General features: G+C 69.6%; 15 protein-coding genes. 9 read left to right on the plus strand and 6 right to left on the minus strand.

Annotated elements, in window-relative coordinates; translation table 11 throughout:
- The first annotated feature begins 89 nt into the window (after positions 1-89).
- Positions 90-1049, plus strand: coding sequence for a GlxA family transcriptional regulator (locus ACWCOV_RS04310; RefSeq protein ID WP_449827788.1), 960 nt, complete (start codon positions 90-92; stop codon positions 1047-1049).
- Positions 1050-1139: 90 nt separating this feature from the next.
- The gene (locus ACWCOV_RS04315; protein ID WP_449827789.1) at positions 1140-1697 is read left to right on the plus strand and encodes a hypothetical protein; all 558 of its coding nucleotides are present in this window, start codon (positions 1140-1142) and stop codon (positions 1695-1697) included.
- A gap of 21 nt (positions 1698-1718) precedes the next feature.
- Here ACWCOV_RS04315 and ACWCOV_RS04320 read toward each other — a convergent pair whose 3' ends face one another.
- Genes ACWCOV_RS04320 through ACWCOV_RS04330 form a run of 3 tightly spaced genes read right to left on the minus strand, consistent with a single transcriptional unit; the run spans position 1719 to position 4732 of the window.
- On the minus strand, positions 1719-2270 hold the full coding sequence (locus ACWCOV_RS04320; RefSeq protein ID WP_449827790.1) for a DUF402 domain-containing protein: 552 nt from the start codon (positions 2268-2270) through the stop codon (positions 1719-1721).
- A complete protein-coding gene (locus ACWCOV_RS04325) occupies positions 2267-3514 on the minus strand; it encodes a DUF445 domain-containing protein (RefSeq protein ID WP_449827791.1) in 1248 nt (415 codons plus the stop codon). Before ACWCOV_RS04325 ends, ACWCOV_RS04320 begins: the two co-directional genes overlap by 4 nt.
- Positions 3515-3541: 27 nt before the next feature.
- Positions 3542-4732: an MFS transporter gene (locus ACWCOV_RS04330; RefSeq protein ID WP_449827792.1), complete on the minus strand. Its 1191-nt coding sequence runs from the start codon at positions 4730-4732 to the stop codon at positions 3542-3544.
- 142 nt (positions 4733-4874) lie between these two features.
- On the opposite strand from ACWCOV_RS04330, the gene ACWCOV_RS04335 reads away from it, so the two are divergent.
- On the plus strand, positions 4875-6026 hold the full coding sequence (locus ACWCOV_RS04335; RefSeq protein ID WP_449827793.1) for an alpha-hydroxy-acid oxidizing protein: 1152 nt from the start codon (positions 4875-4877) through the stop codon (positions 6024-6026).
- Complete coding sequence (locus tag ACWCOV_RS04340) at positions 6023-6679, plus strand: HAD family hydrolase (protein WP_449827794.1); 657 nt, start codon at positions 6023-6025, stop codon at positions 6677-6679. The genes ACWCOV_RS04335 and ACWCOV_RS04340 overlap by 4 nt, the downstream gene beginning before the upstream one ends.
- Here ACWCOV_RS04340 and ACWCOV_RS04345 read toward each other — a convergent pair.
- Positions 6663-7424: a D-Ala-D-Ala carboxypeptidase family metallohydrolase gene (locus ACWCOV_RS04345; RefSeq protein ID WP_449827795.1), complete on the minus strand. Its 762-nt coding sequence runs from the start codon at positions 7422-7424 to the stop codon at positions 6663-6665. The two genes, ACWCOV_RS04340 and ACWCOV_RS04345, sit on opposite strands and share 17 nt — an antisense overlap.
- Positions 7425-7539: 115 nt before the next feature.
- Positions 7540-8292 (minus strand): sugar phosphate isomerase/epimerase family protein, encoded by a 753-nt coding sequence (locus ACWCOV_RS04350; RefSeq protein WP_449827796.1) that lies wholly within the window; start codon positions 8290-8292, stop codon positions 7540-7542.
- A 142-nt stretch (positions 8293-8434) separates the two neighbouring features.
- Between ACWCOV_RS04350 and rarD the strand changes: the two genes are divergently transcribed.
- The 5 genes from rarD (at position 8435) to ACWCOV_RS04375 (ending at position 14014) form a co-directional block, all read left to right on the plus strand.
- On the plus strand, positions 8435-9352 hold the full coding sequence (rarD, locus tag ACWCOV_RS04355) for an EamA family transporter RarD (RefSeq protein ID WP_449827797.1): 918 nt from the start codon (positions 8435-8437) through the stop codon (positions 9350-9352).
- A gap of 97 nt (positions 9353-9449) precedes the next feature.
- Positions 9450-11522, plus strand: a complete 2073-nt coding sequence (locus ACWCOV_RS04360; RefSeq protein WP_449827798.1) for a PhoX family protein — start codon at positions 9450-9452, stop codon at positions 11520-11522.
- A gap of 75 nt (positions 11523-11597) precedes the next feature.
- Positions 11598-12080 (plus strand): RrF2 family transcriptional regulator, encoded by a 483-nt coding sequence (locus tag ACWCOV_RS04365; RefSeq protein WP_449827799.1) that lies wholly within the window; start codon positions 11598-11600, stop codon positions 12078-12080.
- 46 nt (positions 12081-12126) lie between these two features.
- The gene (locus ACWCOV_RS04370; protein WP_449827800.1) at positions 12127-13539 is read left to right on the plus strand and encodes an MFS transporter; all 1413 of its coding nucleotides are present in this window, start codon (positions 12127-12129) and stop codon (positions 13537-13539) included.
- A gap of 16 nt (positions 13540-13555) precedes the next feature.
- Positions 13556-14014 (plus strand): cupin domain-containing protein, encoded by a 459-nt coding sequence (locus ACWCOV_RS04375; RefSeq protein ID WP_449827801.1) that lies wholly within the window; start codon positions 13556-13558, stop codon positions 14012-14014.
- Here ACWCOV_RS04375 and ACWCOV_RS04380 read toward each other — a convergent pair.
- A complete protein-coding gene (locus ACWCOV_RS04380; RefSeq protein WP_449827802.1) occupies positions 14011-16200 on the minus strand; it encodes a protein kinase domain-containing protein in 2190 nt (729 codons plus the stop codon). The genes ACWCOV_RS04375 and ACWCOV_RS04380 overlap by 4 nt on opposite strands.
- Positions 16201-16239 lie beyond the last annotated feature (39 nt).

Genomic DNA, 16239 nt, shown 5'->3' on the forward strand with positions numbered 1-16239 from the left:
GCCACCCGCTGCCTCCTGTAACGATTACTTCAGAGAAGATCATATCTGAAATGACTGTTACCGAGCAACGGGCGGGTTAGCTTAACGGGGTGGATCAGCGTGTGGTGCTGGTGGTGGGGTACGACGGTGTCGAACTGCTGGACATCGCCTGTGTGACGTCGTGTCTGGACATCGCCAACCGGATCGGCGCGAGTCCGCCGTACCAGGCTGTGCTGCTGACGCTGGGCGGGCAGGCGGTCACGTGTGACTCGGGTCTGCGGCTGCAGGCCGACGCGGCGCTCGAGCGGTTCAAGGAACCCTTCGACACGCTGCTCGTGTCAGGTGGGCTCGGGCACGAGAAGGCCGCGGCGGATCGGCGCCTGGTCGGGCACGTACGGCGTCTCGCCGCCCTGGCCCGTCGGGTGTCGTCAGCCTGCACCGGCGCGACCGTGCTGGCCGAAGCCGGTCTGCTGACCGGCCGCCGAGCGACGACGCACTGGATGTACGCCGACCAGCTCGCCGCGAACTACCCGGAGGTCCAGGTCGACGCCGACCCGATCTACGTCCGGGACGGGCACGTCGCGACGTCCGGCGGGGTCACGAGTGCGCTGGACCTGACGCTGGCGTTCATCGAGGAGGACCACGGCGAAGCGCTCGCCCGCGGGGTCGCAATGGGCACCGTCGCGTACCTCCAGCGGCCGGGCGGGCAGTCGCAGATGAGCATGTTCGTCGCGACGCGGCTGACCGGGGACCTGCTGGTACGGCGGATCCGGGACCACATCGTCAGCCACCTCGGCAGCGACCTGAGCACGCCGGCGCTGGCCCGCTTCGCCGGTGTCAGCGAGCGGCACCTGTCCCGGCTGTTCCTCACCCACGTGGAGCAGACGCCGGCGCAGTACGTGCGCGGCGTCCGGACCGAGGCGGCCGCGCAGCTCGTGGTGTCGGCCGAGCTCCCACTCGCGGCGGTCGCACGGCAGTGCGGGTTCGGGTCGACCGAGTCGTTGCGCCAGGCGTTCATCGACCGGTACGGCGTACCTCCGTCGACGTACCGGCGGGAGCGAGCCGGCTGACCGCAGGAATCCGGTCCGTTTCCGCAGGGATCCGGACCGGATCAGTGCGTGCCGGACGCCAGGACCGGCGGTGTTCCGGAGGATCGGGCCATGACGAACAGGGGGCTGACGGCCAGGTGGCCGACCGCGCTGGCTCTGGTGACCATCGCCGGCGCACTCGTGCTGATCATCTCGACGGATCGGGAGGCGGAATTCTTCGGACCGGCGGTCGCGACCATGGCCGGGATCTACCTGTTCGCGTACGCGATCGGGCGTCCGTGGACCGCCTGGGTCGCGTTCGCCGTACTGAGTGTGGTGGCGTCGGTCTTCCACACGCTGGACCGGTTGGACGTGTGGCCGGTCGCCCCCGGTGTCGGCATGACAGCCGTGCTGGTCTTGCTGTGGGTATGGGCGATCGTACGGCGCAGCTACGCTGAGCCGACCTTCACGCTCGAGACCGCCGGCATGCTCTTCTTCGGCGCGATGACGATCCTCACTGTCGCCACCGGCTCGGTCGCGCTGGCCGGCCTCGGCTGGCTCTGCCACGGCGCCTGGGACGCGTACCACTTCCGCATCAACAAGGTCGTCAACCGCCCCTGGTCCGAGTACTGCGGCGTCATCGACCTGGCCGTCGGCGCCTCCCTCCTCATCGTCGCCGCCACCTCATGACCGACACCGAGGAACGCAACGTCAAAGCAGCGGCCGGTCGCCGAACTCGGTGAGTGGCGGCAGACCGAGCGCGGTCGCCGCACGCAACCGATCCCAGCCGACAGCACCGAACGGCTCCACGGAATCAGTGAGCTGCTGGAGAAGCCTCAGAGCTGTTCGTACGGCGGCTTCGCGCTCGGCGTCGTCGATGAGACCCGCGCCATGGGCCGCGGCCAGGTCGTCCCAGTCGCGGATGCCGACGGTTCCGCTCGGCCGGCGGAACGGGTCGAGTTCGAGGTCGACGTACACCCACTCGTTGTCGATCAGCCTCGGCGGCGTGCTCACGTCGACGACCAGCCGCCCGCTCTCCAGCCAGGTCGCGAACCACCAGCCGTCCGGCGGCGCGAGGTGGAGTGCATGTTGACCTGGGCCGCCCGGACGCGTCTCCGCGACCTCGCAGAAGGCGCCGTCGTCGCCGCGGTGCGGCGTGTGCTGCGGGGTGAAGAGCCAGGTGCCGTGCGCGTCGGCCTCCAACTGGTACGTCGGCCAGAGTCCCGAGCCTGTGGGTCGTTTGCGCTTGCGGACGTAGGTCACAGGAGTTCGCTGACCGTGTGGATGATCAGGCCGACCAAGGCGCCGACCACGGTGCCGTTGATGCGGATGAACTGGAGGTCGCGGCCGACGTGGAGCTCGATGCGGGCGGCGGCCTCGCGGCCGTCCCAGCGTTCGATGGTGTCGGAGATGACCGAGACGATCTCGCTGCCGTAGGTGCGGATCACGTACCCGACCGCCTCGGCCGCGCGGGCGTCCACCTTCGACCGCAGTCCCTCGTCCTCCTGGAGCCGCTCGCCCAGGTCCTGCAGGGCCTTGGTGCCACGGACCCGCAACGTGCTGGCCGGATCCGCGATCGAGTCGATCAGCGCGGTCCGTACGGCGTCCCACACAGCCGTCAGGCTGGACCCCATGTCCGGATGGGTCAGCATCCGGGCCTTGAACGCCTCGAAGCGACCCATCACCTCCGGATCGTTCTGCAGGTCGTCGGCAAGCTGGCCGAGCAGCCGGTCGATCGCCTTCCGCGCCGCGTGCGACTGGTCGTCCCGGACGTCGGCCAGCCACGCCACCGCCTCGCGGTGGATCCGGTCGATCACCAGCCGGTCGACCCACTGCGGCGACCAGCGCGGCGCCCGCGGACCGACCACCTCGGCCAGCAGGTCCCGGTTGTCGCGCAGCCAGTCGTGCGCCTCGACGATCAGCAGGTCGAACAGCGCGTGGTGGGCGCCGTCGTCGACGACCGACTGCAGGAAGTGGCCGGCGATCGGGCTCAGCGGCTCCTTCACGAACCGCGGCAGCAACGACCCCTGGACGAACGCGGTCACATCCTCGTCACCCAGCCTCGGCAGCGCCGCGCCGATCGTCCGCGCCCCCTCGGCCACGACCCGCTCGGCATGGTTGCCGGAGGCAAGCCACTCACCGGCGCGGCGGCTCACCTCGGCGGTGCGCATCTTCTCCGCCACCACCTCCTCGGACAGGAAGTTCTCGGTGACGAACTGCTCCAGGCTCTCGGCCAGGCTGTCCTTGCGGGTCGGCACGATCGCGGTGTGCGGGATCGGCAGCCCGAGCGGCCGGCGGAACAGCGCGGTGACCGCGAACCAGTCCGCCAGCGCACCCACCATCGCGGCCTCGGCGGCCGCGTTCACGTAGCCCCAGCCGCCGTCGCGGTGCAGCGTGACCAAATAGATCACCGCGGCCAGCACCAGCAACGACAACGCCACCGACCGCATCTGCCGAAGTCCGCGCCGCCGTACCTCGTCGGCCGCGCTCAACGCCAAGGTCGCCATACCCCGATTCAACCAAGTCGCTGGTGATCAGGCCCTCAGGCGACTCCCTTGCCGATCCATGAGACCGGAGATCAGGGCGAGGACGAGGCCGGCCAGGGCGAGGGCCGCGCCCAGGCGGCTGGGCCACTCGTAGCCGTAGCCGGCGGCCAGTACGACGCTGCCGAGCCAGGCACCGAGCGCGTTCGCGATGTTCAGGGTCGAGTGGTTGAGCGAGGCGGCCAGCGACTGGCCTTCGTGCGCGACGTCCATCAGCCGGGTCTGCAGCGCGGGGACCAGGATGCTCGCCGAGAACCCCATCGCGAACACCCCGGCGAGCGCGCCCGGCTTGGTCTGCGCGAGCCAGCCGAAGGTGCCCAGCACGACCATGATCGCGATCAGGCCGCCGTACAGGCTCGGCATCAGCGCCCGGTCGGCGAGCCGGCCGCCGACGACCGTGCCGCACGTCATGCCGACGCCGTACACGGCCAGCACGATGGTGACCGCGGCCTCGGAGAAACCGGCCAGTTCCGTCATCGTCGGGGTGATGTAGGAGTACGTCGCGAACATGCCGCCGAATCCGACCATGCCGACCAGCAGCGCCATCCACACCTGCGGCCGGGACAGCGCGCTGAGCTCGCTGCGGATGTTGACGTCGCTGCCGACCGGCTGCGGCGCCACCCAGAACCACACCGCCGCCAGCGTCAGCAACCCGAGCACACCGACGGCCAGAAAGGGCGCCTGCCAGCCGAGCTTCTGTCCCATCAGCGTGGTCACCGGGACGCCGATGATGTTCGACACCGGCAGGCCGACCATGGTCATCGAGACCGCCCAGGCGCGCCGCGTGGGCACCAGCGAGGCGCCGACCACCGCGCCGATCCCGAAGAACGCGCCGTGCGGCACCCCGGTCAGGAACCGCGCAGCCATCAGGAACTCGTAGCTGGAGGCAACGGCCGACAGCACGTTGCCGAGCACGAAGACCGCCATCAGCCCGAGCAGCAGCCGCTTCCGCCCGGTCCGCGCGCCCAGCGCCGCGATCACCGGCGCCCCGACCACGACCCCGAGCGCGTACGCCGAGATGACGTGCCCGGCGGTCGGGATCGAGATGTTCACCCCGTCGGCGATCTGCGGCAGCAGGCCCATCGTGACGAACTCGGTGGTCCCGATCGCGAACCCACCGGTCGCCAGCGCGAACAACGCCAGCCCGACGTGCCGCGAGGTGGTCCGGGTGTCAGGGGTCACTGTAGCTGTCACACCTGATTGTCGCATGGGGGCCGGACCGCCAGGCCATCACAATTCGCCGGCGCCGGCGGCTGCCCGCGGGTGGCGGCACGGTTCGCGCGGTTGTGATGGCCTGGCGGTCCGCACCATGCAAGGATCCGGCATGGGCAACTTCGGAGACCACCAGTTGGGCATCTACCTGCAGGGCATGCTGCAAGGCATCACGCCGGAGATCACCACCGACCTGGCCCGGCTGGAGTCCCAGGCCGCCGGGAAACTGTCCGCCGAGGCGATGGGGTACATCGTGCCGAGCGCGGGCAGCGGCGCGACCGCGCGGGCGAACCAGGCCGCGTTCGACCGCTGGCGACTGGTGCCGCGGATGCTCCGCGGCAGCACCGAACGCGACCTGTCCTGCACCATCCTCGGTACGCCGATGCCGGCGCCGGTGCTGATCGCGCCGATCGGCATACAGACGCTCGCCCACCCGGACGGCGAGCTCGCGACCGCGCGAGCCGCCGACGCCCTCGGGCTCACCTACACGCACTCGACGCAGGCGAGTCACGCGTTCGAGCAGATCGAGGCGAGCAGCAAGTGGTACCAGCTCTACTGGCCGACCGACCGCGACGTCTGCCTGAGCTTCCTGGAGCGCGCGAAGGCCAGCGGGTACGGCGTACTGGTCGTCACCCTGGACACCGGGACACTCGGCTGGCGTCCCGCCGACCTGGACCGCGGGTTCCTGCCCTTCCTCAAGGGTGAGGGGCTGGCGAACTACTTCAGCGACCCGGCGTTCCAGGCCAAGCTGGTGAAGCCGGTCACCGAGGACCCGGCCGCGGCGGTCATGCACTGGGCCCAGATGTTCCCGAACGTCGGCCTGAGCTGGGACGAGCTGTCGTTCCTGCGCGACAACTGGGACGGCCCGATCGTGCTCAAGGGCATCACCGCGGTCGAGGACGCCAAGCTCGCGGCCGAGAACGGCGTCGACGGCATCGTGGTGTCGAACCACGGCGGCCGCCAGGTCGACGGCGCGATCGCTTCGCTGGACGCGCTGCCCGCGATCGCCGAGGCGGTGGGCGAGCAGCTGACCGTGCTGTTCGACTCAGGTGTCCGCACCGGCGCCGATGCTGCGAAGGCACTCGCCCTCGGCGCGAAGGCGGTGCTGCTCGGGCGACCACTGCTGTACGGGCTCGCGCTCGCCGGGCAGGCCGGCGTCGAGCATGTCCTGCGATGCTTCCTGGCCGAGCTCGATCTCACGCTGGCCCTGTCCGGGTACGCGAACCACCGCGAACTCAACCGCGACTCCCTGGTCCGGGCATGAAGGCGGTCGTCTTCGACCTCGACAACACGCTGTTCGACCACACCGCCTCGACCACGGCGGCGCTCCACGGCTGGGTTCCCGAGCTCGGCGGCACGCCCTCGGACGAGCTGGTCGCGCAGTGGTTCGTCGTCGAGGAACGCAACTTCAACCAATGGCTGAGCGGGGAAGTCAGCCACCAAGGGCAGCGCCGCGGGCGGCTGCGCGACTTCCTGCCGCTGCTCGGGCACCCGGTCCCGGAACTCGACGACGAGCTGGACCTGATCTACTCCGGTTACCTGCGCCACTACCAGGCGAGCTGGACCGCCTTCCCGGATGCCGAGCCCGCACTGGAAGTTGCCCGCAGCAACGGATTCCGGATCGGGGTGCTGACGAACGGGTCGACGAAGCAGCAGAACGCGAAGCTGGCCGCGATCGGGCTGGCCCACCTCGTCGACGTCGTCTGCACGTCGGAGAGCCTCGGGGTCAGCAAGCCCCATCCGCAGGCCTACCTCCAGACCTGCCGGGCGCTGGGCGTCGAGCCCGCCGACACCGTGATGATCGGCGACAACCTCGAGCTAGACGTGCTGGCGGCCCGGCAGGCGGGGCTGGCTGCGCACCACCTGGACCGGGCCGCCGGGATCTCACTGCTCGACCTGCTCAGACTCCGCAGTTAGGCGCGTCCCACACGTTGCTCGTCCTGATGTCGACGTGCGTGTGGTCGTTGTGGCCCGGGTAGCCGGGGCCGAAGATGCCGCCGAAGCCGTGGTTGCGGGCCTGCCTGGCCAGCGTGCAGAGCGAATGTGAACCGACCAGGTCGGCCGACCGGCCGTACAGGTGCTGGCTGTTGCTCGCGCCGCCGACCGCGCTGTTGCACGGGATGCTGCGGAAGCCGCTGGTGACGTTCAGCGGCGCGTCGCCGAGCGCGTGCCGCATAGCCTCCAACTGCCACATGGTCTGCAACGCGTTGGCCTTGGTCGCCGCCTCGCTCAGCGGACCACCGTCGAACCCGGACCCGCCGCAGCCGTCGTCCAGCTCGGCGTAGGTGAAGTGGATCGGTGTGCAGTCGTCGTCCTGCAACGAGTAGATCTTGCTGAACGTGGCCGGCCCGGCGATCCCGTCCGCACCCAGCCCGTACGCCGACTGGAACCGCTGCACGGCCGCCTTCGTGGCCGGCCCGAAAGCACCGTCCGTCGCCAGATGACCGCCGTACCCGGGCCAGCCGGCCACCCGGATCTGCAGCTGACGCACGTCCTCACCACTCATCCCCTGCGACAACGTGCGACCCCACGTGTAACAACCGTCCGCATGGGCCTTGGTGGCGGTCACCACCTGGGTCGTGACCGTCGCGGCCAGCATCGCCGCGAACAACATCAGGATCGCCGCAATGCGCGGCAGGGGTTTGCTGAAGAATCGGGACATCGGACACCTCCGGGGCGGTGAAGGAACCTGTCGCGCCCAGCATTACGGCACAATCCACCCCTTGACCACCCCTCAGCGAAACTTTCTGACAATCGCAGCCAACCAAAGGGCGGTATTAGATCCAGGAGTGCAGGTCCGCTGCGTCTTTGGCCAGGCGGTCCGGGGAGTCGTCGGCGACGAACTCCAGCAGGGCGTTGATCTCCCGGTCCTCGGCGGCCAGGCGGCTGAGGACCGGGCGCCACAGGGACTCGCGGCCGGACAGCGGGAGGCGGGTGTTGGACGGCCACCAGGAGAAGACGTGGACGGTGGTCAGCCACGGCATGAGTGCCTCGAGCTGCGCGAGGCACTCGGCGTCGGACAGGTCGACCGGCGGCTGCCAGTAGGTCTTGAGGTTCGGCGCCCCGACGTCGAGCAGCAGCGTGATGGTCGAGTCGACCTCGTCGGTCAGCGTGTTGCGGTGGAACTCCATCGCGATCTCGATCCCGGAGCCGGCCGCCATGTCGGCGAGCTCGGCCAGGCCGCGGGTCACCGCCATCCGGTCCCCGACCCCGGCGTCCGCCGTACCGACGTTGCCGGCCCAGACCCGGATCCGGGGCGCGCCGAGCGCCTCGGCCGTGGCGACGGCCGACCGCATCTCTTCGCGGTCGACGCTGCCGGCCCGCAGGTAGGAGCCGTACGCCGCGATCGCGAGCCCACGGTCGTCACACAGCGCCTTCACCCGCCGGGCGGAGCCCAGGTTCCCGAGCGGCACGTGCACGTCGCCACCCCACTCGACTGCCGCCAGCCCGGCGCCGGCTGCGACCTCCACCACCTCGGCGGCCGGCAACTGGCGGAACGTCACCGAGACCAGACCGGTCCTCACACCCACGCGTGCCTCCTCGTGTTCACCTCTCTATCCAACCCCATCACGCCAGCCGGTCCGCGGAGACGGCGGCCGATGGCGGTCACCCCGTCTCACGTCATGAGCAAAGCCTTTGGATGCCACTGACTCCAGGCATAGGGTGTAGCACGTGCCAGAGCAGCGGAGAGGGTTCGTCTACGGCCTCACCGCCTATCTGGTCTGGGGCCTGTTCCCGCTGTACTGGAAGCTGCTGGGCAACTCCGGCGCCATCGAGGTGCTCTCCCACCGCGTGCTCTGGTCGATGGTGACCATCGCGCTGCTGGTCGCCGTACTGCGGAAGTTCGGCCAGGTGAGGGCGTTGCTGCGGGAGCCGCGGCGACGGTGGCCGTTGATCGGGGCGGCGGTGCTGATCTCGATCAACTGGGGCACCTACATCTGGGGTGTGCACAACGACCGGATCGTGGAGACGTCCCTCGGGTACTTCATCACTCCGCTGTTCACCGTGCTGCTGGGCGTCCTGGTGCTGAAGGAGAAACTGCGCGGGTGGCAGTGGACCGCGCTCGCGATCGCCTTCCTGGCGGTCATCGGGCTGACCATCGAGAACGGGCGCCCGCCGTGGGTGGCGATCATCCTGACGTTCTCGTTCGGCCTGTACGGGCTGGCGAAGAAGCAGGCCGGCGCGGGAGCGATCGAGGGGATGGCGATCGAGACCGCGACCGTCGCACCGGTCGCGCTGGGGGCGATCGTCGTACTGGGTCTGCAGGGGCAGTCGACAGTGGCGGACCACGGCGCCTGGTACCTGATCGTGGTGCTGCTGGCCGGGCCGATCACCTCGATCCCGCTGATGCTCTTCGGGGCGGCCTCGACCCGGGTGTCGATGACGACGCTCGGGTTGCTGAACTACATCACCCCGAGCATGCAGTTCGCGCTCGCGGTGCTGCTGTACCACGAGGCGATGTCGCCGATGCGCTGGGCCGGGTTCGGGCTGGTCTGGTTCGCGCTGGCGCTGTTCACCTGGGACAGCATGATGCACCGGCGCCGGATCCAGTCGCTGGAGCGGACCGCGCTGACCGCTTCCGCAGTGTGACTGTTCGGCTTCTCCTTGCTACTGAGGGCAACCTAAGCCTTGCGACGTTCATCTGACCTTCACTCAGTCACCGCCTGACCTCCCTAGGGTCCCGGGCGTGACCAAGTTCCTGCCGCTGATCAGCCAGATCGGCACCCGCCACGGTTCCCGAAGCTTCCGCACCTGCGAGCTCAAGTGCGCCAACCAGTGTGACCACCCGGAGCCGAACACCTCCGGCAACGAGCACATCCAGAGCGTGATGCGGTCGGCGTTCTCCCGCCGCAACGTCCTCAAGGTCGGAGCCGCCGGAGTCGCGGCCGCCGGGGTCGGCACGCTCGCGGCCAACCTGACCCCCGCCGCCGCCGACCAGCCCGCCGGCGCCGGCTACGGCGGTGAGCAGGGCAACGGCGCGTTCCCCGGCTTCGGCAAGCCCGGCGCGCTGACGCACGGCGTCGTACCGCCGAACCGCAAGGACGAGATCGTCATCCCGCGCGGCTACGACCAGTCCGTGATCATCGGCTGGGGCGACCCGGTCGAGGCCGGCGCGCCGAAGTTCGACGCCTACAAGCAGACCCCCGAGGCGCAGGCCAAGCAGTTCGGCTACAACAACGACTACACGATGATCGTGCCGCTCCGCGACGACCGGAAGGCGCTGCTCGTGTGCAACCACGAGTACACCGACGAGAACCTGATGTTCCCGACCGGCAAGTACGACCAGAAGACGATCGCGAAGATCGGCCTGGCCGCGCACGGGATGACCGTGGTCCAGATCGAGCGGGTCGGCCGCAGCGGCGAGTGGCGCCGGGACAAGCAGGGCTCGAAGTACAACCGCCGGATCACCGCCACCACCAAGTTCGAGGTCACCGGCCCGGCCGCCGCCGACCCGCGCGTCGGGAAGGTTGCCTACGGCACCTTCGGCAACTGCGCCGGCGGCGTCACCCCGTGGGGCACGATCCTGTCCGGCGAGGAGAACTTCAACGGCTACTACGACGTGACCGGGACCGTCCCGGCGCAGTACGTGGACAGCTACAAGCGGTACGGCGTCCCGACCACGGTGACCAAGTCCGCCCGCGAGTGGAGCACCGTGGACCCGCGGTTCGACCTGACCAAGACGCCGACCGAGGTGTTCCGGTCCGGCTGGATCGTCGAGGTGGACCCGTACGACCCGAAGTCGACGCCGAAGAAGCGCACCATGCTCGGCCGGATGAAGCACGAGGGCGCGACCATCACGATCACCGCCGACGGGCGGGTCGCGGCGTACCTCGGCGACGACGAGAAGGGCGAGTACATCTACAAGTTCGTCTCGTCCGGCAAGTACGACGAGGCCAACCGGGCGAAGAACTTCGGCCTGCTCGACGAGGGCACCCTGTACGTCGCCAAGTTCACCGGTGACGGCGCCGCCGACGGCCTGTACGACGGCACCGGCCAGTGGATCCCGCTGACCACGGACAAGAAGTCGTTCATCGACGGCATGAGCGTGGCCGACGTGCTGATCGACATCCGGACCGCGGCCGACAAGGTCGCGGCGACCCGGATGGACCGGCCCGAGGACATCGAGCGCAACCCGCGCAACGGCCGGATCTACGCCGCGCTGACGAACAACGACAACCGCGGCGCGAAGTTCCCCGCCGACGAGGCGAACCCGATCGTGAAGTCGCACACCCGCGACACCCTGGGCGGGCCGCTGATCGAGAAGGCCGGCAACCGCAACGGCTACATCCTGGAGCTCAGCGAGGAGGGTGACGACGCGGCCAAGACCGGCTTCTTCTGGACCCTGTTCCTGGTCTGCGGCGACCCGGCCGCGCAGGAGACGTACTTCGGCGGGTTCGACAAGACCAAGGTCAGCCCGATCTCCTGCCCGGACAACGTGACCTTCGACGGCTCCGGCAACCTGTGGATCTCCACCGACGGCAACGTGCTCGGCTCCAACGACGGCATCTTCACCGTCCCGGTGGCCGGCCCGAACCGCGGCCAGGTCAAGCAGTTCCTGTCCGTGCCGTTCGCCTCCGAGGCCTGCGGACCGCTGGTGTCTGAGGACGACAAGACCGCGTTCGTCGCCGTCCAGCACCCGGGCGAGACCGACGACGCGACCTTCGAGAAGCCGACCTCGACCTGGCCGCACACGCACAAGTACCCGCGCCCGGCGATCGCCTGCGTGTGGCGTCGCGACGGCGGCCGCGTGGGTAGCTAGCTTCACCCCGGAGGCCCGGCGTCCCGGCGCCGGGCCTCTTGACTCCAGCTATTCAGGACATCTAATATCCAGGATATGAAGATGAACGAGGGCGTCGAGTGGGCGATGCACAGCTGCATCAACCTCAGCTGGCTACCGGGCCAACCCGTCACCGCCAAGCATCTCGCCGCCTTCTACGACCTTCCCACGGCGTACCTGAACAAGCAGCTCCAGGCGCTCACCCGGGCCGGCATCCTGACCTCGGTCTCCGGACCGAAGGGCGGCTTCCAGCTCGCCCGCGACCCGCGCAACATCTCGCTGCTCGACATCGTCGTCGCCATCGACGGGCCGGACGAAGCCTTCCGGTGCATGCAGATCCTCAAAGCAGGCCCGGGCGCCGATGCGAAGGCCGACTACACGAAGGTCTGCCTGGTGTCCCAGGCGATGCGGTCCGCCGAGTTGGCCTACCGCCGCGAGCTGGCCAGCCAGAGCATCGCGGACATCGCCGACCGGGTGGTGAGCCAGAGCCCCGAGGCCCCCGGGAACGCCCGCTCGCGCTTCGCCAACCTCAAGGCCTGAACTCTTCCTTGCCACCGTCAACCGTTTCCGCCGGAGTTGATTCTGGATGTCTGATATCCAAAATAAGGCCTTCGTGCTGGCGCTGCTCGCGTTCGCGCAGCTGATCATCGCGATCGACTACACCATCGTGTTCGTCGCCGTCCCCGACATCGGCCGGGAGCTCGGCTTCGCCGCGCACAGCCTGCAGTGGGTGGTCAGCGGGTACGCGGTCGCGTTCGGCGGCTTCCTGCTGCTCGGCGGCCGGATGTCCGACCTGCTCGGCCGCCGCCGGATGTTCATCCTCGGCCTCTCCCTGTACGGCGTCTCGTCGCTGGCCGGCGGTTTCGCGGCGGAACCCGGGGTGCTGATCGCGGCCCGCGCGATCCAGGGCTTCGGCGGTGCGATTCTGGCCCCCGCCGTACTGTCGCTGATCGGGACGCTCTTCGCCGAGGGGCGGGAACGCAACCGGGCCTTCTCGATCTGGGGCGCCGCCGGGGGCAGCGGGATGGCGCTCGGCTCGCTGTTGGGCGGTGTGCTGACGCAGTCCTTCGGGTGGCCGGCCGTGTTCTTCGTCAACGTGCCGCTGGCCGCGATGGGCGTGGTCGCCGCGTTCGTCCTGCTTCCCGCTGACGTTTCGCTGCGCAGTGGGCGTCGGTTCGACGTACCGGGTGCGGTGACTGCGACAGCGGGGATCACGGCAGTCGTGTTCGCCCTGGTTCAGGGTCCGGCCACGGGATGGGACGTCGTCAGCGTGTTCGCCGCTGCGGTCGGCGCCGTACTGCTCGCGGCGTTCGTCGTGATCGAGTTGCGGTCGCCGGATCCCCTGCTGCCGTTGGGATTGCTGAAGGTGCGGAACCTGCGCACCGGCGTCCTGGTGATCACGATGTTCGCCGCGACGCTTGGTCCGCTGCTGTACTTCGAGACCGTCTACTTCCAGGACATCCACGGCTACAGCGCGCTCGAGACCGGGCTCGCGTACCTTGTCCCCACCGTCGCGATCTTCGTCGGCGCCAACCTCGGTGGCCGGCTGGCGACCCGGTTCGGCCTGCATCGCACGCTCGCCGTCAGTTTCGCGGTCGCGGGCGCCGGCACAGCCTTCCTCGGCCTGGTCGTCTCCACCACGGCGTCGTACGGCGTCCTGGTGCCGGCGCTGTTGATCCTCGGGCTCGGCCAGGGCAGCGCGTTCACCACGATGTACGCCGCCGCGTCGACCGGGGTGGCCGCCGAGCACCAGGGCATCGGGTCCGGGATCGCGTCGACCGGTCAGCAGGTGGGCAACGCGGTCGGCCTCGCCGTCCTGGTGGCCATCGCCAACCGCGGCATCGACGGTCTCACCGGTGACGCCCTGCGTACGGCGACCACGCACGGCCTGCGCGTCGCCGTACTGATCGCTGCCGCCGGCATCGTCCTGACCGCCTTCCTCGCTCTGTCCGCCCGCAAGACCCCGGCACCGGCGCACGCCGATGCCGTCAGCAACTAACTCGTAGGAGAACATCATGAAGCCTGTCCTGATCCGCGCCGCCGAGGCCGAGGTTCTGTCCGCCAGCGGTGTCACGCTCTTCGCCGACGTCCCCGACACGAACGGCCACCTGACCAGCCACCGGTCGGTCTTCAAGCCCGGCAAGGAGGGTGCTCCCCCGCACCTGCACAAGGAGGCCGCCGAGCTGTTCTTCGTGCTGGCCGGCTCGCTCCGGGTGCTCACCGGCGAGGACGTGATCACGCTGGCACAGGGCGACTTCCTCGTCGTACCGCCGAACACACCGCACGCCTTCGAGGCGGCCGGGTCCGAGGACGCCGAGGTCCTCTTCGTCCTCACCCACGCCAAGCCGCGCTTCGACTACTACCGCCTGCTGGAGTCGGTCTACCGCGGCGAGACCGCGCCCGCCGAGCTGGCCAAGACCAGTGACCTCTACGACAACCACTACGTCGACAGCCCCAACTGGCAGAACCGCTAACGGCTGGGGCGCCGGTTCTCGACCTCGCGGGTCAGGTTGGTCGCCAGCGTCTCCAGGCGAGCGCGGTCGGGGAGTCCGAGCGCTTGCGCCTGGTCGGCATCGGCTCGGAGTACGACGTTGTCGATGCGGACCAAGTAGCTGTAGCCGTCCAGGTCCTCGGGCGCACTGGCATCGTCGTCGGTCGTGCGAACGGCGTCGTCGCCGAGTTGCAGGTCGGCGGTGGTGTCGCCGTCGCGACCTGCGTCCTCGCGCTCGGCCTGCAGCCGGGCGGCGGCTGCGCGGGAGTCGTCGTACTTCTTGACGCTGACGTAGAGCGCGGCGGCGTTGCCGTACTCACCTTCGTCGTCGTTGCGCTGCCACTGGCAGGAGATTTCGCTGGAGTAGGCGTTCTTGACCGGGTCCGGAGGGTCCTCGATGAACTCGGCGACGCGGTCCTCCGACAGGATGTCCGACCCGCAGACGTCCGGTACGGCGGTGAAGTCGTCCCTGCTGTCGAGGTAGCGCGACGTGGCGTGGAAGCCGGCGAAGACCGGGAGGACGAGCGCAACGAGGAAGGTCGCGATCGGCGCCCACCGCTTCGCCTGGGGGTTGGGCACGGACCGGATGGCGGGAATCCCCAGCAGCCCGGCGACCAGCACCGCGACGCCGGCGCTGATCAGGAGCGGGGTGATGTAGTCGCCTCCGGCGGTGCTCAGGTGACGCGTCTCCACCAGCACGAAGTACGTGGTCGCGGCGGCGGCGCCGAGCAGCAGTCCGGCGAACCCGGTCACCCGGAAGGTCGTGGTCACCCGGCGGAGGTGCTTCTCCGGCACGATGCGCCCGCGCACCATGCGGGACAGTCGGTGCCAGATCGCGAACGACACCAAGGCGATTGCGGACAGCACGGTGGCCGGGATCGGCTGCTGCGGGTCCACCACCACGCCGGTGGTGACGATCGACTCGCCCATCAGCACCGCGCTTCCGGCCAGCGCCACCGGAAGCCCGAGCCACCGGCCGAGCCCCGGCGCCAACCAGGCACCAAGCCCCGCGCCGGCGGTGATCGCAACAGCCAGAGCCCCGGCAATCCAGAGCGGCATCCCATCGGACAAGGCGTAGACGATCAGAGCCAGCAAAGCCCCGATCGCCAGATTCAGCACCACCGTCAGCCCGACCAGAACACGCAAGACCCGATGACCCCAAACGCCGACCGCAGCCCGGTCCGGCGCGAGAGCGCGGCCCGGCGGGGCATCGTGGTCCGCTCCGCCCGGACGATAGCCCGGGTCCACGCGCGTGCGGCCGTCCGGAAGCGGCTTGGTGGCTCCGGCGTGGCTCTCGGTGGGCTTGTCGGTGTCGGGCAGCTGTTGGGTCGGGTTTTCGAAGGTGGGGTAGCCGCCGGCGATCGCGAGCAGTTGTTGCTTGGCGGTCGCGGCATCCAGGCGCTTGGCCGGATCGCGCTCCATCAGTCCGGCGATGACCGGCGCGAGCGGCCCGGCGTGCTTCGGTGGGTTGGGATCCCGCGTCAGTACGGCGGCGATCATCGCGGGCAGGTCGTCGTAGTCGTACGCGTGCTGTCCTTCGACAGCGAAGTACAGCGTCGCCCCAACAGCCCACAGATCCGCCGCGGGGCCGGGCTCGCCACCGGACAGCCGTTCCGGCGCGATGTAGCCGAGGGTGCCGGTCACGATCCCGGTGCCGGTGAGGGTGCGCGTGGCGCCGGCCACCGAGGCGATGCCGAAGTCGGTCAGCATCCAGCGGCCGTCGCTGCCCAGCATCACGTTCTGCGGCTTCACGTCGCGGTGCAGCACGCCCTTGGCATGCGCGGCCGCGAGCGCCTCGACCAGCCGCACCCCGAGCTCGGCCGCACCGCGCGGGCTCAGGGCCCCGTTGGCCCGCACCCCCTGATCAAGCGACCGGCCAGGCAGCAGCCGCATCACGATCCACGGCCGTCCGCCTTCGTCGATCACGTCGTGAATCGTGACGATCCCCGGATGGTCCAGCCCGGCCGCGGCCCGCGCCTCCCGCAGCGCCCGAGCCCGCAGCTTCTCGCGCTCCTCCGGGTTCAGCCCTTCCGGAATCCGCAGCTCCTTGACCGCAACCTCCCGGTGCAGAACGCGATCGAACGCCTTCCACACCGTCCCCATCCCACCCACGCCAAGCGGCCGATCACTCAGCAAATACCGGCCACCGGCCAGGGTGCGCTCACTCACCCACCAGACCCTAGCCGCGCGCAGGTTCCACAACCCGCC

The organism is Kribbella sp. NPDC002412 (genome assembly GCF_053592935.1).